Genomic DNA, 25,743 nt, shown 5'->3' on the forward strand with positions numbered 1-25,743 from the left:
CAGAGTCCGGGCAACGGTGGTTGCCCGGACTTTGTCGTTTGAGGAACGCCAATCAGCCGACTTCAACGGCCGACCCAGATCGCCAGGACCATCCACCGGCAGCCCACCCCGACCAACGCTCCAGGCAGCGCGTGGACGACAGTCTCCCCCGTGCCCGCCCCGGCACCGACTCGGCCATGCCGCCGCGCCACCGCACGTTCGCGGCGACGCGGCGACCAACGAGCTCACCGCTTCCAGAACGGCCCGGCGTTCCCGCCCCGCCACTGACGCGGCTAGGCCGCCGCGCCACCGCCCCTTCGCGATGGCGCGGCGACCAACCAGCTCACCGCTTCCAGAACGGCCCGACGTTCCCGCCCCGCCACTGACGCGGCTAGGCCGCCGCGCCACCGCCCCTTCGCGATGGCGCGGCGACCAACCAACTCACCGCTTCCAGAACGCCTTCCGCTGCGGCTCGGCGCTCCCGCCCCCACCGGCAACGCGGTCCAACTCGCCCAACGCGAACTCCCACAGCTCCGCCAGCGGCCGGGTCGCGATGGCCTGCGGGGTCAGCGCGTCGGCCAGGGCGCGAAGCTCGGGCAGGGACAGCGCGACCAGGCGCGATCCGAGGTCCTCCAGCAGCTCCCGCCGCTCATACTCGGGCCGCCCCTCCGCCTCCCGCAGCCGCGCCGCCTCCTGGGCCGCCAGGGTGCGAGCATCCGTGCCGCCGCCGTCCGTGAAGCCGTCGTCCTCCTTGTCCATGTCCTGCATGAGCATGCGTCGAGCGAACCCGCGCTGAGGTGCCGCCTTGCGCTGGACGGGACCGCCCCCACCCGGAGCCGGCGGGGCCATCCGGGCCGGGGCCATCGGCGGCGGCGCCGAGTACTGGGGCGCCGCCGGGGCCGACGCCGCGAACGGTGCCGATCCCGGACCCGCGGCCGCGGCGTACCCGACCGGCATCGAGGCCAGCGTCGGCCGAAGCGGCGGAGGCGGCACCGCGCGCGGCATCTCCCACCCCGCGGGGCTCTCCACCGGCTGCGTCACCTTCCGCGGCTCACTGCCCTCGGTCACGACCCGGCTGTCCACCGCCACGAAGGCCGTGAACCGGCACAGGACCCCGAACCGCAGCGACATTTCAGTGATGCGCTGCTCCAGCGGGGCACCGGTGACGTACTGGTCCTCGAGATCCCGCAGCAGCGACCGCGCCCAGACCGCCGTCAGCGCCGTGGAGTCGTGCCGCTCCGCGGTGACCGTGGCCGACCAAGGGCTGCCGTCGCGGGTAGTGCCGCGGACCGTCAGAGCACCCGCGACCGGGCCGCGATAGCGACCACTCACCACATAGGGCACCCCCGGGAACACATCCGCCAGCCGAGCCGGGGTCCGCGTGTCGTCGAGCAGGGTCAGCCCCTCGGCGGCGATCGTCACGCCGCTGACGACCGGAGCCCCGATGCGCCGATGGATGCTGTCCATCGCCTCGTCGAGCCGGTCCTCACTCTCGACCAGCTCGCAGCGCCCCCCGCCGGCGATGGCGAGGCGGCCGAGGAAGCCGGCGTTGACGGCCTGGTCGATGCCGACGGTGTGGACACGCACACCCTGCACCGACGACGACACCGTCCGCAGGATCTGGTCCTCGTTGCCGACCTGCCCGTCGGTGACCAGGACCAGCACTCGGTCGCGACCGCCGTCGGAGCCGAGCAGGCGCAGGCCTTCGAGCAGCGGTTCCAGCAGTTCCGTGCCGCCGCGGGCGTCGACGCGCGCCAGGTGTTCCACGGCGCGATAGCGATTCCGATCGGTACCGCCCGAAAGCCCCGCCCCCAGCGACTCCGGCGTCTCGATCCGGTCGTCGAAGGCCAGCACGGCGAAGCGGTCCTGAGAGCCGAGCGTGTCGACGATCCGGGCCGCGGCGCGTCGGGCCGCCACCATCTTCCAGCCGCCCATGCTGCCCGACCGGTCCAGCAGCAGCACCACGTCCCGCGGGCGCGGCGGCGCATCGGCCTCGGGCGGCAGCACCGTCAGGCGGTAGGTGCCTTCCTCCCCGTCGGCATCGGGCGCCAGCGCGAGGCTCTGCGCGCCGGCACCATACGCCAGGCGGAGCACGAAGTCCCGGTTGGCCCGTTCGCCGGGATGTACCGAAACCTGGTTCTCCGCCTTCTCGACCGCGTGCAGGCTGGACCGCACGTCGCCGAGCGGCAGACCCGCCGGGTCGATGTCGACGTCGATCGACAGCCGCAGCGGATTGGGGAAGCCGGGCAGCAACACCGGCGGGCTGATCCGCGAGGCGTCGGGGACGGCGTCGGTGTCCAACGCGTACCCGTCGCCGACACTGTCACCATCGATCGGTGCCCCGGGGATGTACCGCGGCGCGACCACGAGCGGGAAGCGGAACGTCGCCTCGCCGTCCTCGAACGCGAGCGGCCCGACCAGCGAGAGCTTCACGCTGACCCGCTCACCGGGCAGGATGTTGCCGACCCGCATGGTGAACACGTCGGGCCGCTCCTCCTCGGCGATCGAGGCGCGCTGCCCGGCGGCGATGGCGTTGTCGTAGGCCTCACGGGCCGCACCGCGCTCCTGCAGGTCGGCCTCGATCGTCCGGCCGTCGGCGGTCATCGCCATGCTGACCACGGCGGCGCGATCGGGCAGCGGGAAGATGTACGTCGCCTCGAGCGGCTCCCGGTGCACGTTGACGAATTCCTGCGTGAGATCGGTGCGGGCGACCAGGCCGGTGATCGCGGCCCGCACCGCGAGCCGGTCGAGTGGGAGGTTGCCGCGCTCGGTGCGCAGCGCACCCAGCCCAGCCTCGTCCGCGGGCGCGGCGGCCGTGCGCGCCTCGTCCTCGGTCATCGTCGCGAGTCTCATGTGGCGTTCCCTCTCCTCATCGTCGTCTCGTCCGCTGTGACCAGTCCCCGGGTCGCGAGCAGATCCATGAGCTCGCGGGCCGCGCCCCGGATGGCTTCGAGGTCGTCCTCGTTCGGTGTCGCGTTCAGCAGCAGCACTACTCCCCCGCCCAACGGCACCCCGCTGAGCAGCCCCGTTCCGACCGGCGCCGGTCGCCCGTCAGGCACTACCCACCCCGCCGGCGCATGCTTGCCCGCCGACTCCGACACCGCGCGCTCGTCCGCCGCCGACTCGGACCGCGTGCGCTCGGCCGGGCTCAGCTCCGGCGTGGCGTGCTCGAACTCCGGCCCGGTCGACCCGGCCTCCGGCCGCACTCGCTCAATCTCCGGCCGCACACGCCCGAATCCTCCGGGACGCACTTGGTCCAGTGAGGGCCGCACTTGCCCCAGTCGCGCGGACTCCTTCGGCTCTCGCTCAGCTCGTTCGGATCCGTCCCGACTCTCCGGGTCAGGGTCCTGTGCCACATACTCGGCCGGCCGCTGCACCCAGAATCGGCGCGGCGCCGCTGTGGACTTGGCGTTGGTTGTGGTGTCGGTCAGTTCCGCGATGCGCTGGAGCACCTCATCCGGCACCTCGGCAAGTTCCGCCTGGATCTCGGCGATCTTGAAACCCTGCGACTGCCGCCGCTTGATCGCCACCAGTTGGGCCAGGTGCCGAGGCCCGTACCACGCCGTCCGCCCGCGCATGACGGGCCGATCGACGAGGCCGATCGTGGTGTACCACCGGACGGCGCGAGCATCGGGCACGTCCCGCACCCTGCCGTTCGGCGCGCCCGCGTAGGCGGTGTCGTCGAGCTGTTCGGCAACCTTGCCGATCAGCTCGTCGAGCGTCCACTCCTGTGCGGTCATGACAGCAATACTGACACTGTCACCTTGACAGTGTCAAGGTCTGGGTTTAGATTGCTTGGCATGACGACATTGACCGGCCGGCCGCACACCGCACTGCTCATCGTCGACGTCCAGAACGGCAGCGTCAGCCGCGCACACAACCGGAATGGCGTCATCGCCAACATCAACACCCTGCTCGACAAGGCCCGGGCCGAGAGCGTGCCCGTCGTGTGGGTGCAGCACTCCGACGACGAGCACCTCCTCCGCGACACCGAGGACTGGAAGATCGTGCCCGAGCTCGGTCCGCGCGAGTCGGAGCCGCTGGTGCACAAGCGGTATTCGGACTCGTTCGAGAGCACGGACCTGGAGCAGCGGCTGGCCGAGCTGGGCGTCGGACGGCTGGTGGTCACCGGGGCGCAGACCGACATGTGTATCCGCGCCACGCTTCACGGGGCGCTGGTGCGTGGCTACGACGCGACGCTGGTCGAAGACGCGCACACGACGGAGGACCTGACGGAGTGGGGTGCGCCGGCGCCGGAGCAGGTCATCGCCCACACCAACCTGTACTGGGCGGACGAGCACGCCCCGGGCCGGCGCGGCGGGACCGTGGTGACCAAGGAGGTCACCTTCGACTGACCGGAGGAGCGGCGTCAGAACCTGGGCGAGCTGTAGTCGCGAGTGCAGCCCGCTAGACGGGTGTGAGCGATCCCGCTGCCGTCGCCGGGCAGCAAAAAGTGCGGCACGGCCGTGGAAGGCGACGGCTGCAGCCGTCGGCGCTCTGGCCCGAGCGGTTCCAACGGGCCATCGGCTGCCGGCACCACAGCGCCGAACAGCACCAGGACCAGGCCGAGCACACGCCGTGGGTGAACTAGGGCCTCACAGCACCACCGGCAGACCGTCGTCCTCACGGCAGCACCAGGCCCGCAGCGCTGAGCCCCGCAGGGCTGAGCCCGCAGGGCTGAGCCCGCAGGGCTGAGCCCGCAGGGCTGAGCCCGCAGGGCTGAGCCCGCAGGGCTGAGCCCGCAGGGCTGAGCCGGCAGGGCTGAGCCCGCAGGGCTGAGCCGGCAGGGCTGAGCCCGCAGGGCTGAGCCGGCAGGGCTGAGCCAGCCTGAGCCCGCCTAAGCCGGGACGAGGCGCGGCGCGGACGAATCACCGCAGCGCCCCGAGGAACCGAAACAGGGCCGCCGTGCCGTGGGCCGGAGCACAAGCCGTGCCGTGGCCCGCCGCACGGCAGGACAGCAAAAAAGAGCACGGGGTGAGGTGGTTACATGGTGCTGTCCGGCAGGCGGGGCAGGCGGATCTCGGCTCGGATGCCGGGGCGGGCGTCCGCTAGGCGTGCTGTGCCGCCGTGGCGGCGGGTCAGCTCGCGGACGATTGCCAGGCCCAGGCCACTGCCGCCGGCGTCCCGAGCGCGGCCGTCGTCCAGGCGGGCGAAGCGGTCGAAGACGCGCTCGCGGAGTGCGGCGGGGATGCCCTCGCCGTCGTCGGTGACCGTCACCAGGACCTCGGACGCGCCCTCGGCGACGGCTGCCAGGGTGACGCGTGAGCGGGCGTGGCGTACGGCGTTGTCCACGAGGTTCAGGACGATGCGGTGCAGCGCGTCCGGGTCGCCCTCGGTCCAGAGGGACTCGCCCGGCGTGACGGTGACAGTGTCGTATCGCTTTGCGAGGGTGGTGAGGACGGTGCGCAACTCGACCGGCTCCACCGCGGCCCGGCGGTGGTCCGAGGCGTCGGCGCGCGCCAGCAGGAGCAGGTCGTCCACGAGGCGGGACAGGCGGTCGAGGTCGGCGATCACGTCGTCGGAGACGGCGGCCCAGTCGCCGAGTTTCTGGGCCACCTCGATCTGGATGCGGATCGAGGCCAGGGGGCTGCGCAGCTCGTGGGCGGCGTCGGCGATGAACGAGCGCTGGCGGGCGCGGGAGACGGCCAGGCGGTCCAGCATGTGGTTCAGGGTGATGGCCAGGCGCTGGATCTCGTCGCTGGAGGGCGGTACGGGCAGGCGCTCGTCGGTCGCGGCGCCCGTGATGCGCTCGGCGCCCGAGCGGAGGCGGTCGACCGGGGAGAGGGCGGCGCCGACCACGCGCCAGGCTATGGCCACCAGGACGGCTATGAGCGCCGGGTAGGTGACCCAGAGGGCGTTGCGAAGGAGGTCGAGGCTGCGGTGGTAGTCCGCGAGCGGGACGGCGACGAGGATGATCCGGCCGTCGGCGGCGCGGTGGGCGGTGACGCGGAGCATGTCGGGCTGGACGGCGCGGTCGCCGGGGACCTCGACGCGTTCACCGTGCAGGGCGCGGTCGATCTCCGGTCCGCGCAGGATCGGTACCAGTAAATCGGCACTTCGATCGCCGGCCAGCACGCTGGTCTTGTCCGGGTCGAGGATCTGGACGACCTGGTTGGCGGGGGCCGGCAGGGTCTCGGGCAGTTTCCCGCCCTCGTTGAGCAGCGAGGACATCTCGGCGGCCGTGGAGTCCGCGGAGCGGTCGAGGGAACCCCGGAAGCTGTACGTCATCGCGAGCGCCATCGCCGCCCCCGCGATGCTCAGGCCGACCACGAGACCCGTGGTGCCCAGCAGGACGAGCCGGCCGCGCAGCGAGAGTGACGCCCACCACCTCATGTGCGCAGCCGGTAGCCGGCGCCGCGGACGGTCTCGAGGAGGTCGCGGCCGAGCTTGCGCCGCAGGTACCCGACGTAGACCTCGACGGCGTTGGGCGCGGTGTCGATGCTGGCGTCCCACACGTGGTCGAGCAGCTCCGTCTTCGACACCACCTGGCCGGGCCGGCGCATGAGGTACTCCAGCAGCGCATACTCCCGCGCCGTGAGCACGATCTCGTCCCCCGCGCTGGTCACGCGGCGCCGGGCGGGATCGAGGGACAGCTCCCCGACGGTGAGCACGCTCGGCCGCTCGGGCGCGCCGCGGCGCAGCAGGGCGCGCAGCCGGGCCACGAGCACGACGTACGAGAACGGCTTCGTGAGGTAGTCGTCGGCGCCGCAGTCGAGCCCGTCGGCCTGGTCGTACTCGCCGTCCTTGGCCGAGAGCATGAGCACCGGCACCCAGTTCTTCTCGGCGCGCAGGGCCTGCACCACACGGTACCCGGACAAACCGGGCAACATGATGTCCAGGATCACCGCGTCGTACCCGCCGTGACGGGCCATCTCGAGCCCGTTCGGGCCGTCACCGGCCACGTCGACGGCGAAACCCTCCGCCTGCAGGCCACGCTGCAACGCGTTGGCCATGCGCATCTCGTCCTCTACCACCAGCAGCCGCACGCGGTACAGCGTGGCATGCTCGCCTGTGGCCCGGCACAGACGGTCTCAGCGATGTCACAGCCGCGTCACCGCACCATGGTTGGCAGGAGGTGCAACCAATGTCCACTTTCACGTCACGACCCGTCCTTCGGTGGGCGGTGCCCGCGGCAGCTGCGGTCGCTGTGGTCGGTGCGGGCGTGGCCGCGAAGACCCTCGCCGTCGCCGCCGAGCCCAGCCTGCCGCCGCGCACCGCTGCGCAGCTGCTCGTCGATCTGCAAACGGCCACGCTGGACGGACTGTCCGGCACGGTGGTCGAGCGCGCCGACCTCGGACTGCCGGCGATCCCGCTCCTGACGGGCGACCAGAGCGCCAAGCTCACGTCGCTCGTCTCCGGCAAGCACACCCTGCGCGTGTGGTACTCGGGCCCCGACAAGGCCCGCGTCTCACTGCTCGGCACGCAGGGGCAGAGCGACATCGTCCACAACGGCAACGACACCTGGGTCTGGGACTCGCAGGCCAAGGAGGCGCAGCACTTCGCCGGGCAGCCGGGGAAGGGCGAGGGGGGCGCGCAGCCGTCGCCGACGGACCTGCCGAAGTCGCCGCAGGAGGCCGCCGACCTGGCACTCAAGGCGATCGACCCGACCACGCAGGTCTCCACGGGCACGTCGGCGAAGATCGCCGGCCGCAACGCCTACGAGCTCGTGCTCCGGCCCCGCGACACCTCGTCGCTGGTCGGGGAGGTTCGCCTGGCGATCGACGCCGAGAAGAAGCTGCCGCTGCGGGTGCAGGTCCTGCCCCGGGGCACGGCCAACCCGGCGTTCGAGGTGGCGTTCACCTCGGTGAACTTCGCCCGGCCGGACGACGCCGAATTCACGTTCAACCCGCCCGCGGGGACCAAGGTCACCGAGGCGAACCCGGACGAGAAGGCGGCGCAGGCCGAGCAGCAGAAGCAGCAGCACGAGAACACCGGTGACAAGCCGAAGACCGCGGTCATCGGTACCGGCTGGGCATCCGTGCTGGTGCTGCGGTCCTCCGACGGGACCAAGGGCGCGTCCGCCGACGAGCAGAAGAAGGCACAGGACGCCATCGCCCAGCTGCCCACCGGCAACGGTGGCCGCACGTTCAACAGCAAGCTGGTGAGCGTGCTGTTCACCGACGACGGCCGGGTGCTCATCGGCTCGGTCACGCCGGAGCGGCTGGTCCAGGTGGCCGCCGACCCGGCCGCCGCGCTGAAGTAGCCGTCAGCGCTCAGCGATGCGAGGGGACCGCGGCCCGGCCGCGGTCCCCTTCGCGTTCCTGGCGCCGGTGCTCGGCCGCGCGCTGGAGGGTCGCGACCGAGTACATGTCGCGGGCCCGGCGCAGCAGCGCCTCCTCGCGCGCGGTGTCCTGGCGGACGGTGAAGCCGACGGTGCTGTACGCGAGACCGGCCAGCACCAGGGCGGCCGCAACGCACACGGGCGCCAGCAGGGTGAACAGCGTGACGCCCGCGACCTCGGCGCCGCCCGGCGCGGGCTGCACCCGCAGCGCGGCCATGACCATGTAGTGGGTGCTGCACACGGCCAGCGCCATGATCACCGAGGCGCAGAGCATGGCCGTCGTACCCCGCACAACGCTCGCGCACCAGAGCGTCACGGTCGCCCCGACGATGGCGGCGAAGGCGGCGATGAGCAGCGTCGGCGCGTCGTACGCGACGATCCCGGCGATGCGCATGGACATCGGCCCGGTCGCGTACGCGGCGGTCAGCCCGATGCCCGTCAGCACCCCGGCCGGCAGGACCTTCCAGGCGCTCGGGCGGCCCCAGCCGGCGATGTAGAGCCCGAGGCAGTAGACGACCACGGCGATGCCGAACCCGAGGACCGTGATCGGGATGTCGTACCGCACGTCAGTACCCGGCACATCGACGCCGAGCATCGCCATGAAGTGGGGCACCCAGCTGCCCGTACCGCCGATCGCCAGCGCCGACAGGGTGAGCCAGCGGGCCCGGCTGCCGCCGGTGGAGGCCCGGGAGCGGCTGGTCAGGAACGTGCCGAGCAGGCAGCCCAGCATCGACATCGCGAGGGCGAGCGCCGGCGTGATCCAGCCGTAGGCGAGTTGCTCAACCGAGGTCACCCGGTCGATTGAGCCAGCCGGGCCGTACGGCCGGGCGGACAGGATGTGCGCGGTTTGCCCGTTCGTGGCACGGGTAGCCGATATGTATGACCGAATCCGACCACTCGCTCGTGGGCTCCGGCGCCGCCGGGCGGGCCACGCAGGGCGAGACCGACGAGACCCTGGCCGAGGAGCGCGAGTCGGAGTGGGTGTCGCCCGACGCCACGCCGCCGTCGGCCGCGACGACCCCGCCGGACATGCCCGACAACCCGGAAATGCCCGACTCCGACGGATCGCACCACCGGCTCTGAGCGCTACCGGCTCTGAGCCCTGCCGGCTCTGAGCCCTGCCGGCTCTGAGCGCTACTGGCTTTGAGTGCTACGCCCCGGCCCGCTGGACGTCCTGCTGCTCCCGGCTCGGGCCGAGGTCGGGCCACGCGCGCGGCGGGTCGGTCTCCTCGAGTTCGACCCGGTCCTCGGGCCGCACGGGCACGGGCAGCTCCCCGAAGCGCGCGTGCCGCAGGAAGCCCATCTCGGCATCCGTGAAGCGCTCATCCGGCATACGGCAATCGTGCACCGCGCGGCGGCCGGTGACAATGGAGGACATGAGCAGCTCGCCGGCGGTCGACCGGGCGCGGGTCATGCGGTACCGAACCATCATGAACGGCCTGCATGAACGCCTCGGCGGCGGTCCGGCCGGGCTCGGTGTGCTCGATCTCGGCGTGCCCAACGTGCCCGCGGGCACGGCCCGGCAGGCGCTCGCCGCGCGCTGCACCGATCCGCTCGCCGGCGGCCTGACCCTCGCGTAGACCACCCGCGGCGCCCCGCACCTGCACCGCCCGGCCGACCTGCCCGCCCTCGCCGCGGCGCTCTGGCCGCTCTCCGACGCCGACGCGGCGGCCCGGTTCGCGACCGGTCACCTGCCGAAGGCCGCGTTCGAGCTGGGCATCGAGGCGTTCCGCGCGACGGCGGCCGCGTTCCGGGAGGTCGTACGGGCGCCGACCGCCAAGGGCGACGTGAGCCGCGCGGTCACCGACCTGGTGCCGAAGGAGCTCACGTTCGACTGCGGGCCCTGCGGCGCCCGGCACATCTCGGGCGGCCTGTTCCAGCAGGCGGGCCTCGGCGGCGGGGTCCGCCTCGAGGAGGACGCCGCCAAGACGATCCTCGCCCCGCTCGACCCGCGCCCGCCCCTGCCCGTGGCGGCGTCGGACACGGCCGGCTTCGTGCGCGCCTACCTGCGCGTTCTCGGCCCGGCGACCACCGGGGACGTGGCCAAGTACCTCGGGACGAGCGTCGCCGCGCTCAAGCCGGTCTGGCCGGCGGACCTCGCCGCGGTCTCCGTCGACGGCCGCAAGGCGTGGCTGCCGCCGGAGCACCTCGACGCGCTGCTCGGCGCGCCGCCGGTGGACGGCGTCCGGCTCCTGCCCCCGTCGGACCCGCTCCTGCAGGCGCGCGACCGGGCCTTGCTGGTGCCGGACAAGGCCCGGTCCAAGGAGGTCTGGCGCATCCTCGGCAATCCGGGCGTACTGCTCCTCGACGCCGACCTCGCCGGAACCTGGCGTGCCCGGGCGGCCCGCAAGCGGCTCGACGTGACGGTCACGCCCTGGGTACCGCTCTCGGCCGCGGCTCGCAAGGCGCTGCGGCACGAGGCCGAGGCGCTGGCCGCCGTTCGGGGCCTCGACGGCGCCGACGTGAGCCTGTAGCCCTACGGCTCGAAAAGTCGGGCGCTCCGCGCCACGACTTTTCGCATTTATACCCTGACAGGCGATAAATCCGACATGTCGTGGTGCGGAGCGCCCGACATGTCGTTTCGACGCTGCCGTCGGTGGCGTCCGGGCGATGGCGCTGAAGGGGCACGGGATCGAGCGGAACGGCCTGGGGCATGGATGAGGCGACGAACCTGGCCGGCATCCCGGCGGACGCGCGAGCCGGCGCCGAGGCGGGCGCGCGAGCCGGCGCCGAGGCGGGCGCGCGAGCCGGCGCCGAGGCGGGCGCATTGCACGGTGTGCGGCCCGCGAACGAAACACCGGGTGCGGGGACCTCGGGCGGGATGCCCGTGCCGCCGTCGGCGATGTCGGCGTAGACGAGGGCTGGGCAGCCCGCGGGCCGCCGGAGCCGCGGCGCGTGCCGGCGGCGGTGGAGCGGCCAACTGGCGGGGCGGGTGGAGCGCGGAGGTCGCGCGTGGGGCGGACGCTACGCTCGGGACGCATGAGGCTGGATCCGGTTGGTCGTCTGCTCAAGTTGCCGCCCGCCGTGACCGGGCGCGTCCGGGTGACGCGGGCCCTTCCGATCCGGATGCGTGACGGGGCCAACCTGCGCGCCGATCACTACGCGCCCGCGATCGACGCCGAGGTGCCGACCGTGCTCGTGCGCACGCCCTACGGCCGTGGGGCGCCGGTCAGCATTCTCTGCCGGGCCGTGGCGCAGCGCGGGTTCAACGTGCTCATCCAGTCGTGCCGGGGGACGGCGGACTCGAGCGGTACGTTCGAGCCGCTGCTGCAGGAGCGCGAGGACGGCCTCGACACGCTCGACTGGCTGCGGCTGCAGCCGTGGTACGACGGGCGGCTGCTCACCTACGGGCCGAGCTACGTCGGGTTCGTGCAGTGGGCCCTCGCGGCCGAGGCCGGCGACGAGCTCAAGGCGATGGCGACCATCGTGACCGCCTCGGACTTCGGGCCGCCGACCTATGCCGGCGGGGCGTTCTCGCTGGACACGGTGCTGACGTGGTCGGCGCTGCTGGAGGCCCAGCGGGGGCCGCGGCTGGAGAACGCGGTCGAGCTCCTGCGCGGCCAGCCCCGCCTGCAGCGCGGGCTCGCACGGGTGCCGATGGCCGAGGCCGACCGGGTGACCGTCGGGGCCGAGATCGAGTTCTTCCAGCGCTGGCTGGCCGAGGCCGACCCGGCCGCGCCGTACTGGACGCAGCGCGGGCACACGCACCGGCTCCCGCGGGTCACCGCGCCGGTGCTCATGATCGGCGGCTGGTACGACATCTTCCTGCCCTGGCAGCTCGCCGACTACACGGCGCTGCGCGCGGCCGGGCAGCAGCCGCACCTCACCATCGGCCCCTGGCACCACGGCAGCGCGGGCCTCTTCCAGCAGTCCGCCGCCGAGGCCGTCGCCTGGTTCCGCACGCACACGGGCGGCCCGGAGCAGATCCGCGACCGCCCGGTGCGCGTGCACGTGGGCGGGGCCGACGGCTGGCTCGAGCTCGCGGACTGGCCGCCGCCGTCGAGCACGCCGCAGCGCTGGTATCTCGCGGAGTCCGCCACCCTCACGCCCGAGGGCCCCGGCGAGCCCACGGCCGACGGCCCCGGCCGGCTCGACCCGGACGAGCTCGGCTGGCCGACCCCGGTCGCCGCCGCGCCCGCCGAGCCCGCCGAGCCCGCCGCGCCCTCGATCGAGAGCGGCGACGGGCGCCGGAACGGCACCGAAATCGCGGACGACCTGGGCTGGCCAACGCCGACCGCCTCACTCGCGGCCACGGCCACGGCCACGACTGAGGGCGAGACCGAATCCGGGAACGAGGACGAGCTCGACTGGCCGACGCCGACGGCCGCGCCCGGGGGCAGGGCCGTGCGCGAGGCCTCGGGTGACGTGCTCGACTCGTTCGTGTACGACCCGAAGGACCCCACGCCGGCGCTGGGCGGGCCCCGGCTCGTCGGCAAGATCGCCGGGCGGCGGGACAACCGGCCGCTCGAGGCGCGGCCCGACGTGCTCACGTTCACGTCCGCGCCGCTGGCCGGGCCGCTCGATGTGGTCGGGCCGGTCTCGGCCGACATCATGGTGCGCGCGACGACGGCGGAGCGCGACGGTGACGTGCCGGCGCCCTACTTCGACGTGTTCGTCCGGCTTTGCGAGGTCGACGAGCAGGGTCGCTCCTGGAACATCTGTGACGGGCTGGCTCGGGCGGCCGCCGACCGGGACCTGAGCGCGCCGGTCCACGTGGAGCTGTGGCCGACGGCGCACCGGTTCGCCGCCGGCCGCCGCATCCGCATCCAGGTGAGCGGCGGGGCCCATCCGCGGTTCAGCCGCAACCCGGGCACGGGGGCGCCGCTCGGGCACGAGCTCGAGCTGCGGAAGGTGCGCCAGGAGGTGCTCGCCCCGTCGTTCGTCACGCTCCCCCTCGCCCACTGACCCCAGGAGCTCGGGAGCCGGGAGCCGGAACCGCAAGAGCGCCCTCGGCTCGCCCGCTGGCCCCTGAAGTGGCCTCGGCACCGGTGAGTGCGGCCGGTGCCGAAGGCCAGGGCGGGCGGCGCATCGCCTCGGCAAGAGCGGCGAACCCCGAGGAAGAGCGGGGGCGTCAGGTTTGGATCAGGGGGCTGTATTCGGCCTCGGTCAGGCCGAAGGTCCAGGCGACGCCCTCGCGGGCGGTTCGCGTCGTCGGGGGCACGCGCAGCCAGTAGACGCGGCTCGTGCCGTCCGGCTCCGGGGTGCTGTTGACGACCTCGACCATGACCAGGGGCTCGTCGTCGCTGAAGTTCAGGCGCCACAGGATGCCGGTCTCGTCCTGCGACACGCGATGGGCGCCGGCCTCGCGCAGGTAGCGCTCGTAGCCGAAGTGCTCCAGCATCACGCGGCGCAGCTCGGCGTTGCGCTCGCCGGCGATCTGGCGGTAGGTCAGCCGGCCCAGGCGGTCGACCAGGTCGGACGGGATGGGCATGCCGCGCCAGGCGTGCAGGGCGTAGCCGTCGGTGTAGTGCAGGGCGGGGGCGTCGGCGGCGTGGATGCGGCCGATGTTGTCGCGGTGCACGGCGTCGGGGCGGTCGGTCAGGATGGCGACGTTCGCGTAGGGCCACCACCAGCCGGCCGAGCGGGCCACCCCGGCGAGGCCGGCCAGGCGCTGGACGGTGTGGAGGGCGGCCTCGGCGGTGCCGGTGCCCGTCGTGGCCCAGACGGCGCCGACCGGGCCGGCGCTGAACACGGGCTGCTCGGGCTCCGCGGGCTCTGCGGGGGTTGCGGCGCGGGTCGCGGCCCAGGCGGCCGCGCCGACCGGGCCGGCGCTGAACGAGGGCTCCCCCACGGCCGGGGCGGCGGAAGCCGGTGAAGTCGTGGCGGGGGTGGCGGAAGCCGGTGAAGTCGTGGCGGCGGCGGAAGCCGGCGCAGGCGTAGCGGGGGCGGCCGAGGCGTCGAAAGCGGCCAGCCAGCCCGCGTCGTGCTGGCCGCCGACCGCGTCCAGCAGGACCGCCCGGGCGTGGACCGGGAGCTCGCCGCGCAGGTGGGTGCGCAGCGGGGTCGCGATGCGGTCGTTGATCAGGCGCCAGACGTCGGCGCCGCAGGCCGACCACAGGCCCGCCCACCCGTCGGGGCCCAGCAGGTCGTGGGCCTCGGCCCGGGCCGCGGCCCAGGGGTTGGTGCGGACGGCGGCGCGCACCGAGGCGCCGGCCGAGCCGTGGACGGGCGGGCAGCCCTGGGCGCGCAGCTCGGCCTCGATGGCGTTGTCCGCGGGGTCGGCCGGGGTGCCGGGCAGGCCCCGGCGGCCGGTCAGCAGGGCCGCGGCCCGGGCGCCGGCCAGCGGCGAGGCGAACCAGACGATGTGGCGGGGCGCCGGGAGCCCGGCGGAGCGGTAGGCCAGGCGGATGGCCTCCTCGGCGGCCTGGCGGTCGGCCGGCTGGGTCGACAGGCCCGCGGCCAGCCACTTGGCGGAGACGGCTCCGAGGGCGGCGGCCCGGGACTCGGCGGTGGTGAGCGCGGTGGTCATCAGTCGGCCATCCAACAGTCGCGGGACGAGGGCGGCAGCGGCGTGGTCATCAGTCGGCCACGTAGCGGTAGGCGCCGGGGACGTATTCGCGCTGGCGCACGATGCGGTAGGAGCCCGCGGGGATGGTGATGGTGCCGTGCTCCTCGTGGACGACCCGCGCCTTGGTGACGATCTTCACAAAGAGGCGGTCGATGTCGTCGCGGTCGGCCAGGAGCAGGGTGTCGGGGCCGACGATCACGTGGGCGTGGCCCGTGGCCTCGCCGCGTGCCAGGACCATGCGGCCCGCGCGGTCGCGGGGTGCCGCAACGGCGGTCGCGGGCACCTCCGCGGCCGGGACTGGCACCAACAGCACGTCACCTTGCCGATACACGATCGCACTCCCCCTCAACCTGCGCGGACGGCGCGGACATGAGTGAACGTTGAAACGCCCTCCGACGCACCGCACGATAGACGGGGGGTACGACATTTTTTCGCCCCCTGCGCGTCCGGACGTGGCGGCCTGGTGGACAATGGTTGACGAGCAACAGGAGGGGAGTATTCCCCCGCGGCGGTCGTCGTCAGCACGGTGTCCCACGGTGACGTGGGAGTCACACCCGGCGCCGTCGGTCATCCGGCTTGGGCGGGTGGCGGAAGAGACCTCCGGTGTCAACTACACAGCCCACGCGGCCCTCCGGGTCGGCGTGGCCTGTGGTGTGTCTACCGGAGGAATTTCACGTGGACGTTGCCGGCTGGGTCTGGACCGCGACACTCGTCGGGCTGGGCGCGATTCTGCTGTTCGATCTCGCGATCGTCGCCCGACGGCCCCACGAGCCGTCGATCAAAGAATCGACGATCTGGGTCACGGTGTACGTCGGGCTCGCCCTCCTCTTCGGCCTGTTCGTGCTGGCCAAGTGGGGCGGGAACTACGCCGGCGAGTTCTACGCGGGCTGGCTGACCGAGTACAGCCTCTCCGTCGACAACCTGTTCGTCTTCGTGATCATCCTGTCGCGGTTCAAGGTGCCGCGGCAGTACCAGCAGAAGGTGCTGCTGATCGGGATCGTGCTCGCGCTGGTCATGCGCGGCGGGTTCATCGCGGTCGGGTCGGCCGCGATCAGCCGGTTCTCGTGGGTCTTCTACATTTTCGCCGCGTTCCTGATCTACACGGCGGTCAAGCTCGCGACGCAGGGCGAGACCGAGGCGGAGGACTTCAAGGAGAACGCGCTGATCCGCTGGTCACGGCGCGTGTTGCCGATGACCCCGAAGTACCAGGAGTCGCGGCTCACGGCGCGTGACGAGCGCGGCCGCCTGCACATGACGCCGATGATCGTGGTGCTCATCGCGATCGGCACGACGGACCTCATCTTCGCGCTCGACTCGATCCCCGCGATCTTCGGGCTCACCGCCGAGCCGTACCTGGTCTTCACCGCCAACGTGTTCGCCCTGATGGGGCTCCGGCAGCTGTACTTCCTGATCGGCGGCCTGCTCGACCGGCTCGTGTACCTCTCGATCGGCCTCAGCGTCGTGCTCGGCTTCATCGGGGTGAAGCTGTTCCTGGAGGCGCTCGCGGACAACAACCTGCCATTCATCAACGGCGGCAAGCACGTCTCCTGGGCCCCGCACATCGGCATCCAGACGTCACTCGCGGTGATCATCGGCACCCTGGCCATCACGACCGTCGCGTCGCTGGTCAAGTCGCGGCGTGACGAGCGTGCAGCGGCCGCACAACCGGACAAAGCTCACAAAAGCTCATGAATAGCCCGTCGGCCCTCGCGTTGCGGGTCAATCAGCGCGAGGATGAGGTACCACGGCGGGCAGGTGATGCAAATTGCACGAAATGACGTACCGGGGCCATCTGTCGGCCCCCTCAGTGTTATGCCCGTTTACGCCGAGAATCTCCCCGCACGCCGATGCCGTCCAGCGGTGGTCGCTGCACTGGGCGACACGGCACGGGCTGCTCGAGCGGCCCGGTGCCCGCGCGGCCTTCGCGCGGGCCCGGTTCGCCAACCTCATGTGCCGCGCCCACCCGGACGCCGCCGAGCCCGAGCTGCGCCTGGCCACCGCGTGGCTGATCAGCATCTTCGTGCTCGACGACCTGCTGGAGCGGGCGCTCGTACGCGACCCGGAGCCCGCCCGCGCGGCGGTGACCGAGGTCGTGCGGCTGCTGCGCGACCAGCAGCCGGCGCCGGTCCTGGACACGGCGCTGGGCCGGCCCCTCGCCTCGGCGCTGGGCGAGGTGTGGCGGCGCACCGAGCCGCGGGTCAGCCCGGCCTGGCGGGAGCGGTTCGTCGGGCACGTGGCGGACTACCTGGCCGGCACGCTCTGGGAGGCCGGCAACCGGATCGCGGACCGGCCGCCGCTGCTGGACGAGTACCGCCGCATGCGCCACCACAGCGCCGCGACCGACATGTTCTTCGACCTCATCGAGCCGATGCACGGCGTGGAGCTGCCGGCGGGGCTGCTCGAGGACCAGGACTTCGCCACCGCCCGGCGCACGGCCGGCACGGTGATCGGGATCTTCAACGACCTGATCTCGTGGCCGAAGGAGGCGGCGGTCGGCGACCACCACAACATCGTGTTCTCGTTCCAGCGCGAGCAGCGGCTGGGGCTGGACGAGGCCGTGCTCGCGGCGGTGGCCGAGCACGACGCCCGGGTGCTGGAGTTCCAGGTCGCCCGGGACCGGCTCGAGGCGCGCTGGTCGGGCGACCCGAGCTGCGTCATCGGCATCGGCGACCTGGTCCACTGGATTCGCGGCAACGTGGACTGGTCGCTGGAGTCGGGCCGATACACGCCCGAGGAGGTCCCGGCGCAGCGGCGCCCTACCGAGTAGGACGCCGCTCTTGCCACGACGGAGGCCGGGATTCCTGGCAATGAGCAACGGTCCGCAGGTGACACGGACCCGAGCAATGACCGCTTCCCGCTTTTGCCCTTAGGAGCTTTGCCTTTAGGAGCTTTTGCCTTTAGGAGTGCGCCCGCTTGCGCGCCACGCGCTCGCGGTCCTTCTGGTCGAGCATGACCTTGCGGATGCGGATCGCCTGCGGCGTGATCTCCACGCACTCGTCCTCGCGGCAGAACTCGAGGGCCTGCTCCAGCGACAGCTTGCGCGGCGGGATCAGCTTCTCGGTCTCGTCCGCGGCCGACGAGCGCATGTTCGTGAGCTTCTTCTCCTTGGTGATGTTGACGTCCATGTCGTCGGCGCGGGAGTTCTCGCCGACGATCATGCCCTCGTACACCTCGGTGGTCGGCTCCACGAACATCGAGCCGCGCTCCTGCAGGTTCATCATCGCGAACGGCGTCGCCACGCCCGAGCGGTCGGCGACCAGCGAGCCGGTGGCGCGGGTGCGCAGCTCGCCGTACCACGGCTCGTAGGACTCGAACACGTGGTGCAGGATGCCCGTGCCGCGGGTGTCGGTGAGGAACTCGGTCCGGAAGCCGATCAGGCCGCGGGCCGGGACCAGCCACTCCATGCGGATCCAGCCGGTGCCGTGGTTGACCATCTGCTCCATGCGGCCCTTGCGGGTCGCCAGCAGCTGGGTGATCGCGCCGAGGTACTCCTCCGGCGCGTCGATCGTGAGCCGCTCGGTCGGCTCGTGGACCTTGCCGTCGATCTCCCGGGTCACCACCTGCGGCTTGCCCACGGTGAGCTCGTAGCCCTCGCGCCGCATCTGCTCCACGAGGATCGCCAGCGCCAGCTCGCCGCGGCCCTGGACCTCCCACGCGTCCGGGCGCTCGGTCGGCAGCACCCGCAGCGACACGTTGCCGACGAGCTCGCGCTCGAGGCGGTCGCGCACCAGGCGGGCGGTGACCTTGGCCCCCTTGACCTTGCCGGCCAGCGGCGAGGTGTTGGTGCCGATGGTCATCGAGATGGCCGGCTCGTCGACGGTGATGCGCGGCAGCGGCACGGGGTTCTCGGCGTCGGCGAGCGTGTCGCCGATCATGATCTCGCCGATGCCGGCCACGGCGATGATGTCGCCCGGCCCGGCCTCCTCGGCCGGCTTGCGCTCCAGCGCCTCGGTCATGAGCAGCTCGGAGATGCGCACGCTGGTCTGCGTGCCGTCCTCGCGGCACCAGGCCACCGTCTGGCCCTTGCGGATGCGGCCCTGGCGGACCCGGCACAGGGCCAGGCGGCCGAGGAACGGCGACGCGTCGAGGTTGGTGACGTGGGCCTGCAGCGGGGCGTCCTCCTCGTAGGCGGGCGCCGGAATGGTGCCGAGCAGCGTGCGGAACAGCGGCTGCAGGTTGTCGCTGTCGTCGGGGACCGTGCCGTCCTTGGGCTGGGTCAGCGAGGCGATGCCGTCGCGGGCGCAGGCGTAGACGATCGGGAAGTCGATCTGCTCCTCGTCGGCGTCGAGGTCGAGGAAGAGCTCGTAGGTCTCGTCGACGACCTCCTTGATCCGCGCGTCGGGGCGGTCGACCTTGTTGATCACCAGGATGATCGGCATGCGGGCCTTGAGCGCCTTGCGCAGCACGAACCGGGTCTGCGGCAGCGGGCCCTCGCTCGCGTCGACCAGCAGCACCACGCCGTCGACCATGGTCAGGCCGCGCTCGACCTCGCCGCCGAAGTCGGCGTGGCCCGGCGTGTCGATGATGTTGATCGTGACCGGGTCGCCACCGTCCTGGGGGACATAGCGCACCGCGGTGTTCTTGGCGAGAATGGTGATGCCCTTCTCGCGCTCGAGGTCCATCGAGTCCATGACCCGGTCGGTGAGCTCGGCGCGGGCGTGGAACGCGCCGGACTGCCGCAACATCGCGTCGACGAGGGTGGTCTTGCCGTGGTCGACGTGGGCGACGATTGCCACGTTGCGGAGGTCTGAACGGGTCTGCATGTCTTCCATTGTTCCAGGCGCCGTGTCATGGAAATCGGGGGTCCCGCGCGTCTGGTGATTGGGGCTAGCCTGACGTGCACGGGGAGGAGAACACACGTCGATGGATGATGACACTGCGGAGTTCGAAGCTTACGAAGAGCGGCGCCGGCCGAAGCGCAACCTCGGATGGATACTGCTCTCGGTCGCGGTGGCCGTGGTGCTGGTCGGCTGCGGGGTGATCGGGGCGACCCTGGTCAAGGGCGTGGGTTCCAGCAAGCCCGCCGCGCAGGAGCGGCACGACGGGTCCGTGCCGATCGCACCGGTCTCGGCGGCGCCGCCGACCACCGAGGCGCCCGTCGAGATCGTGGAGACGACCTCGGCCCCGCCGACGTCGAAGGCACCGACGCAGACGAAGAAGCCGACCAAGAAGCCGTCGCCGAAGGTCACCGAGACGGTCCTGCCGCCGGCCCCGCCGCACACCACGTGCACGCCGGTGCGCGGGACGAACCAGCTGCCCAAGGCGACCGTGAAGGGATACCTCGACAAGGCCGCGACCACGCACTTCTGGGGCACCAAGACCGACCCGGACTACGAGCAGATCGTGGTGCCGCAGCGACTGCTCTACGCGGTGGCCGAGCAGGAGAGCGGGTGGCAGACGGACATCACGGCGTGTGACGGCGGCCTCGGGGTGATGCAGATCATGCCGACCACCCAGACGTTCGTGAACACCCGCTTCGGCACGAGCTGGGATCGCACCAAACCCGACCAGAACGTGATGCTCGGCGCGAACTACCTCGCCTGGCTCATCGCGTACTTCGGGCCCAAGCTCGGCACGTACGACATGACCGACACGAAGCTGCTGAACGCGGTCATCTCCGCGTACAACTGGGGTCCCGGCGGGGTCGACTACGCGGGCGGGGTCTACCCGAACCCGCAGTACGTGCAGAACGTACGCGCCCTGATGACGGCCAGCCGCGCCGGGAACTACTAGCTCAGTCCTCCGGGAATCCGGTCGAGGGGCCGACGTCGGCGTAACGGCCGGCGTCGGCGTCCCACTCGAACTGCCGGCCCTCCGAGCCCGCGGCGACGATCTTGCCGAACGCCGGATACCGCTCGACCAGCCACTCCAGCTCCGGCATGAGCAGTTCGCCCGCGTCGGCCAGCTGCTCGTCGGTCTCGTCGCCGACGAGCAGGTTCCAGCCGCTGGCCGTGCGTCCGCCGGGGCCGGGCGGCAGGGTGGCGTCCTCCGGGTCGTGGTACACGTATCCCGGGGTCAGCGACTCGTCCTCCACCAGCCGTCGCGACGCGAACGCGATCAGGTTGTCCATGCGGTCCAGTATGGCTGCTACCGGCCGGGGCCCCCGCCAGGGATGCGCTCCAGCACACCGCCCGCGAAGACGTCGTACAGCGGCAGCGTCTTGAGGTGCACGTAGCCGATGTGGCAGTCGCAGATCGCGTTCGGGCAGGGCCGCTCGGCGCGCCGGGCCGTCCACGAGCCGTCGTAGAGGTTGCCCAGCACCTCGGGCACGAAGTGGCAGCGGCGCACGGTGCCGTCGCCGGACACCGAGACGACCTCGTCGCCGGTGCGGCACGGCATCCCCAGGGACAGGTGCGGCCGGACGCTGTAGCCGAACAGCGGGTCGATCGCCGTCCAGGCCGCCTCCTCCTCGGCGCCGTAGACGTGGCCGTCGGCGGCGTTCACCCAGAGGTACACGTCCGGGCCGAGCCGTTCCTTGAGCCGCCCGGCGGCCTCGAGGTGCGCGGGGAGCCCGACGATGCCGATGGAGTGCCGGATGCCCTGCTCCCGCAGCGTGGCGCTCGCGGCCAGGAAGCGTTCCTGCGTCGTCTGGCCCGGGTGGTACGTGCACCACAGCGCCAGCTTCGCGGGATCCGCGTCCGCGACCCAGCCGAGCCGGGCCGACAGGTTCGTCTGGATCGCGGCACGGCCGACGTGCGGCAGGTGGGACAGCTCGATCAGGGCGCTGCGGTACCAGCTGCGGGTGAGCCCCTCGCCCCAGGGCGTGAACAGCACCTCCACCGGCTCGTCGGCATCGCGGACCCAGGCGACGAACCGCTCCAGCGCGGCCCGGTCGGCGCGCAGCAGCTCGGGCGGGTCGCGGCGCTTGGCGAACGGGCAGTACGGGCAGTCGTAGTTGCAGCTCGCGAGCGGGCCGCGGTAGAGGATCCTCATCGCGTCACGTGCCCGGCCATGGCCTCGCGGACGCCGGCCGAGATGAGCCAGGGCCCGATGGCGTCGGAGTGGGCGAGGCCCTCGGCGGTGAGCCGGTGGCCCTCGGCGTAGCCGGCGTCGCGGAGCCGGGCCAGGGCCGGGAAGTCGTCGTCGACCGAGGTCCCGAACCGCGCCGAATACCCCGCCGGGTCCACGCCCTCGGCCCGCAGCAGCGACTTGAGCAGCCAGCGGCGCCGCTGCTCGGCCGCGTCGAGGGCGAACCCGACCTCGGCGACGTCGAAGTCGGCCTCGGGGCGCGCGAGGTAGTCGGCGAGGATGCCCCGCACGTGCGGGACGCCGACGGCGTAGTCGAATGAGTAGTGCAGCGCCCGCGTGTAGGAGCGGGCGCCGCAGCCGAGGCCGACCATGCCGTCGTCCTGGCAGCAGTACTCGTCGGGCGTGTCCGTCCGCCCGTCCGGCCGGCGGAACTGGCGCATCGAGCGCTGCTCGTAGCCCTCGGCGGTGAGCCTGGCCACGGCGTGGCGGTAGAGCTCCAGGCGCTGCGCGTCCCACTGCGGGTCGGCGCCCTTGCTCCGCCGTCCGAGGCCGGTCTGCGGGCGGACGTAGAGCGGGTAGAGGTACAGCTCCTCGGGCGCCCAGCGCAGCGCCGTGCTCAGGGACTCGTCCCAGGTCGCGCGGGTCTGGCCGGGGATGCCGTAGATGAGGTCGATGTTGAGCCCGGCCGGGCCGGCGGCGCGGATCGCGTCGAGGGCCCGGTCGACCTCGGGGCGGTGCTGGGGCCGGCCGGCGGCGTGGGCCTCGGCGTCGAGGAAGCTCTGCACGCCGATGCTGATCCGGGTCGCGCCGCGCTCGTTGAGCACCTTGAGCCGGTCGGGGGTGGCCGTCGCCGGGGAGGTCTCGACCGACATCGGCCCCCGCTCGAACCCGGTGCCCTGCTCGATCAGGTCGAACAGCTCGGTCAGCTCGGGCGCGGTGAGATAGGTCGGGGTGCCGCCGCCGATCGCCGCCCGCGCGAACCGGGCGCCGGGGATCGCGGCCATCGCGCGGGCCGTCTGCCGGCGCAGCTGGGCCAGATAGGCGGTGACCTGCTCGTGCGGCGGGTTGGCGCGGGTGAAGAGGTTGCAGAAGCCGCAGCGCATCTCGCAGTAGGGCACGTGCACGTAGAGGAACAGGTTCGCCAGCTCCTCGCCGGCCCAGACGTCCTCGAGGCGGGGCCGCGGGTCGAGGGGGCGGTAGGCGGTCTTGTGCGGATACGCGTACAGATAGCCCTGATACGGCGAGCCGAGGTTCACCATGCGCCCGCCTCCAGCGTCAGCTCGGCGTAGGGCACGGTCCACACGACCTCGTGCGCGACCCGGTGCCCGGTGTGCCCGTCCTCGCCGTAGGCGGTGCCGTGGTCGCTGCACAGGATGACGCGGCAGGGGCGGCCGCGCGAGGTCACCAGACGCAGCAGCTGCGGCAGGTGGCGGTCGACGTATTCCAGCGCCGCCCCGTGCGACGCGATGGAGTCCTCCTCGGCGCCGGGCAGGTAGTGCTTGTTGGGCTGGTGCAGGGCGGCGACGTTGACGAACGTGAACAACGGCCCGGCGCCGGGGAGGGCCGCTCGCAGGGTCTCGAGCTGGACCTCGAAGCAGGCCGGGTTGGTGACGCCAGTCGCCCGCGACCAGTGGGCCTCGTCGAACAGGCCCGGCAGGACGCTGCCGAGCGGGGAGGTCATCGCGAAGAACCCGACGCCGCCGAGGCAGATCGTGTGATAGCCCTCGGCGCGCAGCGCGGTCACCACGTCCGGCGCGTCGAACTCCCAGGTGTCGGCGCCGACGGTGGTGCTGCCGGCGAACCGGGCCGCGAACGGGCGCTCGTGCGGGCCGGGCGTCGGCGGCGTGGGCAGGAACCCGGCGAAGAACGCATGGTGGGCCGCGTAGGTGAACGAGGCCGGCGACTGCCGCCGCTCCCACGCGCCGCCCGGCAGGACCCGGGCCAGGTTGGGCGTGCGGCCCGCGGCGAGCAGGTCGGCGGCGACGTCGTAGCGCAGCGTGTCGAGCGTGACGAAGAGCAGGTCGTGGCTGCCCAGGAGCGACTTCACACCGGCACCGCCCAGCTCGGCAGGGCCGCGACCTCGGCCGCGTAGGTGTCGCGCCCGTTGACGAGCAGGTTCGGCAGCAGGTCGCCGAACGCGTTGACCTCGGCGACGGCGTGCTCGCCGAAGCCGGGCGCGAACATCAGGTCGACGCCGGCGTGCAGGCTGCCCGGGAAGCAGGCGGCGGCCCGCTCGCACGTCTCCAGGGCGGCCGCCCAGCGCTCCTCCCCCGCCGCGGCCCGGATCGCGGCCAGGTCGCCGCGGGCGTTGCCCAGGTGCAGGTTGGTCAGCGGGGTGCGGCTGGTGCGGGCGACGACGTGGCTCGCCCGGCCGGCGATGACCACGACCCGCAGGTCGAAGACCGTGCCGGCGTGGGTGGCCTTCGGGAACCAGCGCTCGACGTGCAGGCCGTCGGCGCCGAGCCGGTCGACGATCGCGGCGACCGTGCGCTCGTCGGTGTAGTGGTGCACGCGCAGCTCGTTGTAGAGCCGCCCGTCCTCGACGCCGACCGAGGTGTGGGCGCTGACCCTGCTCCGGTTGAAGGCCAGCGCGACGACGCCGGACGCGGAGCTGCCGTGCGCGGGCTTGACGAAGACCCGCGACCAGCCGGCGGCGCGGACCTCCGCGTAGCTCGTGGCCGCGAACCCGGCCGGGACCGGCACGCCGCGCTCCCGCAGCAGGCCGTGGCAGCGGCGCTTGTCGAACATGACGGCCAGCTCGTCCACCGGCGTCGTGAGCGGGCCGGTGGCGGCGCGCTCGACCCGGCGGGCGGCGGCGACGAACCCCGCATACCAGGCGGCGAGGCCGACGATCTCGCCGTGCCCGGCGGGCCGGTCGGCGCCGCGCAGCAGGCGGTCGACCTCGGCGTCCTCCCCCGGCGACTCCAGCCGCACCAGCGATCCGGGGGCGATCGCGAAGTCGCCGGCGCACACGTCCCGCCAGCCCACGACCGCGGGCGCGGGCCACCCCGCGGCCACGGCGGCGGCGCGGAACAGCTCCACCCGCCGGTGCCCCGGGATGCCGACGACGGTGATCATTCCGCGACCGAGACGTATCTGAAGCCGTCCTCGTCGGCGTCCTGCTCGTCGGAGACGTCGACGCGGACGCCGGGCAGCTCCTCGGCGAACCGGGTGGCCATCTCCTTCGACATGAAGTGGTGCGACATGTCGAGCGAGCGCAGGTGGGTCAGCGGCTGGCCGAGCAGCAGCGCCTCGGCGCCGGCGTCGGACAGCGCGCCCATCGACAGGTCGAGGCTCTCCAGCCGGGCCACGACGGGCGCGGCGGCCAGGGCCGTGGCGACGTCGTCGGCGATCTCCGCGTTGCGCAGGGCCAGCCGCTTGAGCACGGGCAGCTCGGTGCCGGTCATGATCGGGGCGAGGTCGTCGACGACCGCGTCGCCGCCGTATTCCTGGGTGCCCAGCCACAGCTCCAGATCCGTGAGGGCGGGGAACGAGGAGTCGTTGAAGCCGCGGATGAACGAGGCCGGCAGCCCGCCGCTCTCCACGCACAGCTCCCGCAGCCGGCGGTGGCGCACCGGGGCGAGCCGCAGCCCGTCGGCGCCGCGGATGTGCAGCACCTCCAGGGCCGGGAAGGCGCCCAGCAGCGGCGCGTATTCCCCCTGGTTGATCCAGGAGATCTCGCACTCCTCGTAGGTCATCTCGCCGATGAACAGCGCGCGCAGCTCGGTGAGGCGGTCGCGGGCGGCGGTGAGCAGGTGCAGCGGCGGCCCGGAGGACTGCGACTCGCCCCACGAGCCGATCACCAGCGCGGTGATGTGGTGCGCGCCGACCGTGTCCATGAGCGCGTTGAGGGCGTCGGCAACATCCCGCTCACCGCCGTCGTAGCCGACGCTGATCCGCCATGCGACCCGCTCGCCGTGCCGCTGCACCCGGGTGCCGGGCTTGAACGGCCGGACGGGCAGGCCCGCGAAGGTGGTGAGGTTGGTGCCGATCGTCATGGGCGGGA

The 25,743-nt window shown here is 72.7% G+C and carries 24 protein-coding genes and 1 pseudogene; 10 read left to right on the forward strand and 15 right to left on the reverse strand.

The annotated features are described in order from the left end of the window. Positions 1 to 420: 420 nt before the first annotated feature. Positions 421 to 2,832, reverse strand: a complete 2,412-nt coding sequence (locus ABT369_RS16320; protein ID WP_350612682.1) for a VIT domain-containing protein — start codon at positions 2,830 to 2,832, stop codon at positions 421 to 423. After that, the gene (locus ABT369_RS16325; RefSeq protein ID WP_350612683.1) at positions 2,829 to 3,719 is read right to left on the reverse strand and encodes a helix-turn-helix domain-containing protein; all 891 of its coding nucleotides are present in this window, start codon (positions 3,717 to 3,719) and stop codon (positions 2,829 to 2,831) included. Before ABT369_RS16325 ends, ABT369_RS16320 begins: the two co-directional genes overlap by 4 nt. A 60-nt stretch (positions 3,720 to 3,779) precedes the next feature. Here ABT369_RS16325 and ABT369_RS16330 point away from each other — a divergent pair, with 60 nt between their 5' ends. Next, complete coding sequence (locus ABT369_RS16330; protein WP_350612684.1) at positions 3,780 to 4,334, forward strand: cysteine hydrolase family protein; 555 nt, start codon at positions 3,780 to 3,782, stop codon at positions 4,332 to 4,334. Positions 4,335 to 4,962: 628 nt separating this feature from the next. Here the strand turns inward: ABT369_RS16330 and ABT369_RS16335 are convergent. Then, entirely contained in the window at positions 4,963 to 6,312 is a 1,350-nt protein-coding gene (locus tag ABT369_RS16335; RefSeq protein WP_350612686.1) for an ATP-binding protein, read from the reverse strand. Beyond that, positions 6,309 to 6,965: a response regulator transcription factor gene (locus tag ABT369_RS16340; protein ID WP_350612687.1), complete on the reverse strand. Its 657-nt coding sequence runs from the start codon at positions 6,963 to 6,965 to the stop codon at positions 6,309 to 6,311. The genes ABT369_RS16335 and ABT369_RS16340 overlap by 4 nt, the downstream gene beginning before the upstream one ends. A 176-nt stretch (positions 6,966 to 7,141) precedes the next feature. Here ABT369_RS16340 and ABT369_RS16345 point away from each other — a divergent pair, with 176 nt between their 5' ends. Then, on the forward strand, positions 7,142 to 8,182 hold the full coding sequence (locus ABT369_RS16345; protein WP_502891770.1) for a LolA family protein: 1,041 nt from the start codon (positions 7,142 to 7,144) through the stop codon (positions 8,180 to 8,182). Between the two features lie 10 nt (positions 8,183 to 8,192). On the opposite strand, the gene ABT369_RS16350 is transcribed toward ABT369_RS16345, so the two are convergent. Continuing rightward, positions 8,193 to 9,053, reverse strand: coding sequence for an MHYT domain-containing protein (locus ABT369_RS16350; RefSeq protein ID WP_350612690.1), 861 nt, complete (start codon positions 9,051 to 9,053; stop codon positions 8,193 to 8,195). 86 nt (positions 9,054 to 9,139) lie between these two features. Between ABT369_RS16350 and ABT369_RS16355 the strand changes: the two genes are divergently transcribed. After that, positions 9,140 to 9,343 (forward strand): hypothetical protein, encoded by a 204-nt coding sequence (locus ABT369_RS16355; RefSeq protein WP_350612691.1) that lies wholly within the window; start codon positions 9,140 to 9,142, stop codon positions 9,341 to 9,343. A 67-nt stretch (positions 9,344 to 9,410) separates the two neighbouring features. On the opposite strand, the gene ABT369_RS16360 is transcribed toward ABT369_RS16355, so the two are convergent. Beyond that, positions 9,411 to 9,593: a hypothetical protein gene (locus tag ABT369_RS16360; protein WP_350612692.1), complete on the reverse strand. Its 183-nt coding sequence runs from the start codon at positions 9,591 to 9,593 to the stop codon at positions 9,411 to 9,413. 43 nt (positions 9,594 to 9,636) lie between these two features. On the opposite strand from ABT369_RS16360, the gene ABT369_RS16365 reads away from it, so the two are divergent. The 4 genes and pseudogenes from ABT369_RS16365 to ABT369_RS16380 all read left to right on the forward strand — a co-directional run bounded on the left by ABT369_RS16365 (position 9,637) and on the right by ABT369_RS16380 (position 13,165). Continuing rightward, positions 9,637 to 9,840, forward strand: coding sequence for a hypothetical protein (locus ABT369_RS16365; protein ID WP_350612693.1), 204 nt, complete (start codon positions 9,637 to 9,639; stop codon positions 9,838 to 9,840). A gap of 15 nt (positions 9,841 to 9,855) precedes the next feature. After that, positions 9,856 to 10,734, forward strand: a pseudogene (locus ABT369_RS16370) (DNA glycosylase AlkZ-like family protein); the annotation flags it as partial. Positions 10,735 to 10,913: 179 nt separating this feature from the next. Further along, positions 10,914 to 11,114, forward strand: coding sequence for a hypothetical protein (locus tag ABT369_RS16375; RefSeq protein ID WP_350612694.1), 201 nt, complete (start codon positions 10,914 to 10,916; stop codon positions 11,112 to 11,114). Positions 11,115 to 11,239: 125 nt separating this feature from the next. Beyond that, the gene (locus ABT369_RS16380; RefSeq protein ID WP_350612695.1) at positions 11,240 to 13,165 is read left to right on the forward strand and encodes a CocE/NonD family hydrolase; all 1,926 of its coding nucleotides are present in this window, start codon (positions 11,240 to 11,242) and stop codon (positions 13,163 to 13,165) included. Between the two features lie 166 nt (positions 13,166 to 13,331). Here ABT369_RS16380 and ABT369_RS16385 read toward each other — a convergent pair whose 3' ends face one another. Both ABT369_RS16385 and ABT369_RS16390 read right to left on the reverse strand, forming a co-directional pair. Continuing rightward, the gene (locus ABT369_RS16385) at positions 13,332 to 14,729 is read right to left on the reverse strand and encodes a DUF6745 domain-containing protein (protein WP_350612696.1); all 1,398 of its coding nucleotides are present in this window, start codon (positions 14,727 to 14,729) and stop codon (positions 13,332 to 13,334) included. A gap of 49 nt (positions 14,730 to 14,778) precedes the next feature. Further along, a complete protein-coding gene (locus ABT369_RS16390) occupies positions 14,779 to 15,081 on the reverse strand; it encodes a DUF8820 family protein (RefSeq protein ID WP_350612697.1) in 303 nt (100 codons plus the stop codon). Between the two features lie 362 nt (positions 15,082 to 15,443). Here ABT369_RS16390 and ABT369_RS16395 point away from each other — a divergent pair, with 362 nt between their 5' ends. Both ABT369_RS16395 and ABT369_RS16400 read left to right on the forward strand, forming a co-directional pair. Further along, positions 15,444 to 16,460, forward strand: a complete 1,017-nt coding sequence (locus ABT369_RS16395; protein ID WP_350612699.1) for a TerC family protein — start codon at positions 15,444 to 15,446, stop codon at positions 16,458 to 16,460. Positions 16,461 to 16,542: 82 nt separating this feature from the next. Further along, positions 16,543 to 17,535: a terpene synthase family protein gene (locus ABT369_RS16400; protein ID WP_350612700.1), complete on the forward strand. Its 993-nt coding sequence runs from the start codon at positions 16,543 to 16,545 to the stop codon at positions 17,533 to 17,535. A 130-nt stretch (positions 17,536 to 17,665) separates the two neighbouring features. Here ABT369_RS16400 and typA read toward each other — a convergent pair whose 3' ends face one another. Next, a complete protein-coding gene (typA, locus tag ABT369_RS16405) occupies positions 17,666 to 19,531 on the reverse strand; it encodes a translational GTPase TypA (protein ID WP_350612702.1) in 1,866 nt (621 codons plus the stop codon). Between the two features lie 100 nt (positions 19,532 to 19,631). Here typA and ABT369_RS16410 point away from each other — a divergent pair, with 100 nt between their 5' ends. After that, entirely contained in the window at positions 19,632 to 20,501 is an 870-nt protein-coding gene (locus ABT369_RS16410; RefSeq protein ID WP_350612704.1) for a lytic transglycosylase domain-containing protein, read from the forward strand. A 1-nt stretch (position 20,502) separates the two neighbouring features. Here ABT369_RS16410 and ABT369_RS16415 read toward each other — a convergent pair whose 3' ends face one another. The 6 genes from ABT369_RS16415 to ABT369_RS16440 are packed head-to-tail and all read right to left on the reverse strand — an operon-like array spanning position 20,503 to position 25,735. Then, positions 20,503 to 20,838 (reverse strand): hypothetical protein, encoded by a 336-nt coding sequence (locus tag ABT369_RS16415; protein WP_350612705.1) that lies wholly within the window; start codon positions 20,836 to 20,838, stop codon positions 20,503 to 20,505. Positions 20,839 to 20,855: 17 nt separating this feature from the next. Further along, positions 20,856 to 21,701: an STM4011 family radical SAM protein gene (locus ABT369_RS16420; protein WP_350612707.1), complete on the reverse strand. Its 846-nt coding sequence runs from the start codon at positions 21,699 to 21,701 to the stop codon at positions 20,856 to 20,858. Beyond that, positions 21,698 to 22,996, reverse strand: a complete 1,299-nt coding sequence (locus tag ABT369_RS16425) for an STM4012 family radical SAM protein (RefSeq protein WP_350612708.1) — start codon at positions 22,994 to 22,996, stop codon at positions 21,698 to 21,700. The genes ABT369_RS16420 and ABT369_RS16425 overlap by 4 nt, the downstream gene beginning before the upstream one ends. Next, complete coding sequence (locus ABT369_RS16430) at positions 22,990 to 23,784, reverse strand: STM4013/SEN3800 family hydrolase (RefSeq protein ID WP_350612709.1); 795 nt, start codon at positions 23,782 to 23,784, stop codon at positions 22,990 to 22,992. Before ABT369_RS16430 ends, ABT369_RS16425 begins: the two co-directional genes overlap by 7 nt. Then, complete coding sequence (locus tag ABT369_RS16435) at positions 23,781 to 24,815, reverse strand: STM4014 family protein (RefSeq protein ID WP_350612711.1); 1,035 nt, start codon at positions 24,813 to 24,815, stop codon at positions 23,781 to 23,783. Before ABT369_RS16435 ends, ABT369_RS16430 begins: the two co-directional genes overlap by 4 nt. After that, complete coding sequence (locus ABT369_RS16440; protein WP_350612712.1) at positions 24,812 to 25,735, reverse strand: STM4015 family protein; 924 nt, start codon at positions 25,733 to 25,735, stop codon at positions 24,812 to 24,814. The genes ABT369_RS16435 and ABT369_RS16440 overlap by 4 nt, the downstream gene beginning before the upstream one ends. Positions 25,736 to 25,743 lie beyond the last annotated feature (8 nt).

The organism is Dactylosporangium sp. NPDC000244, assembly GCF_040300725.1.
GTDB lineage: Bacteria > Actinomycetota > Actinomycetes > Mycobacteriales > Micromonosporaceae > Dactylosporangium.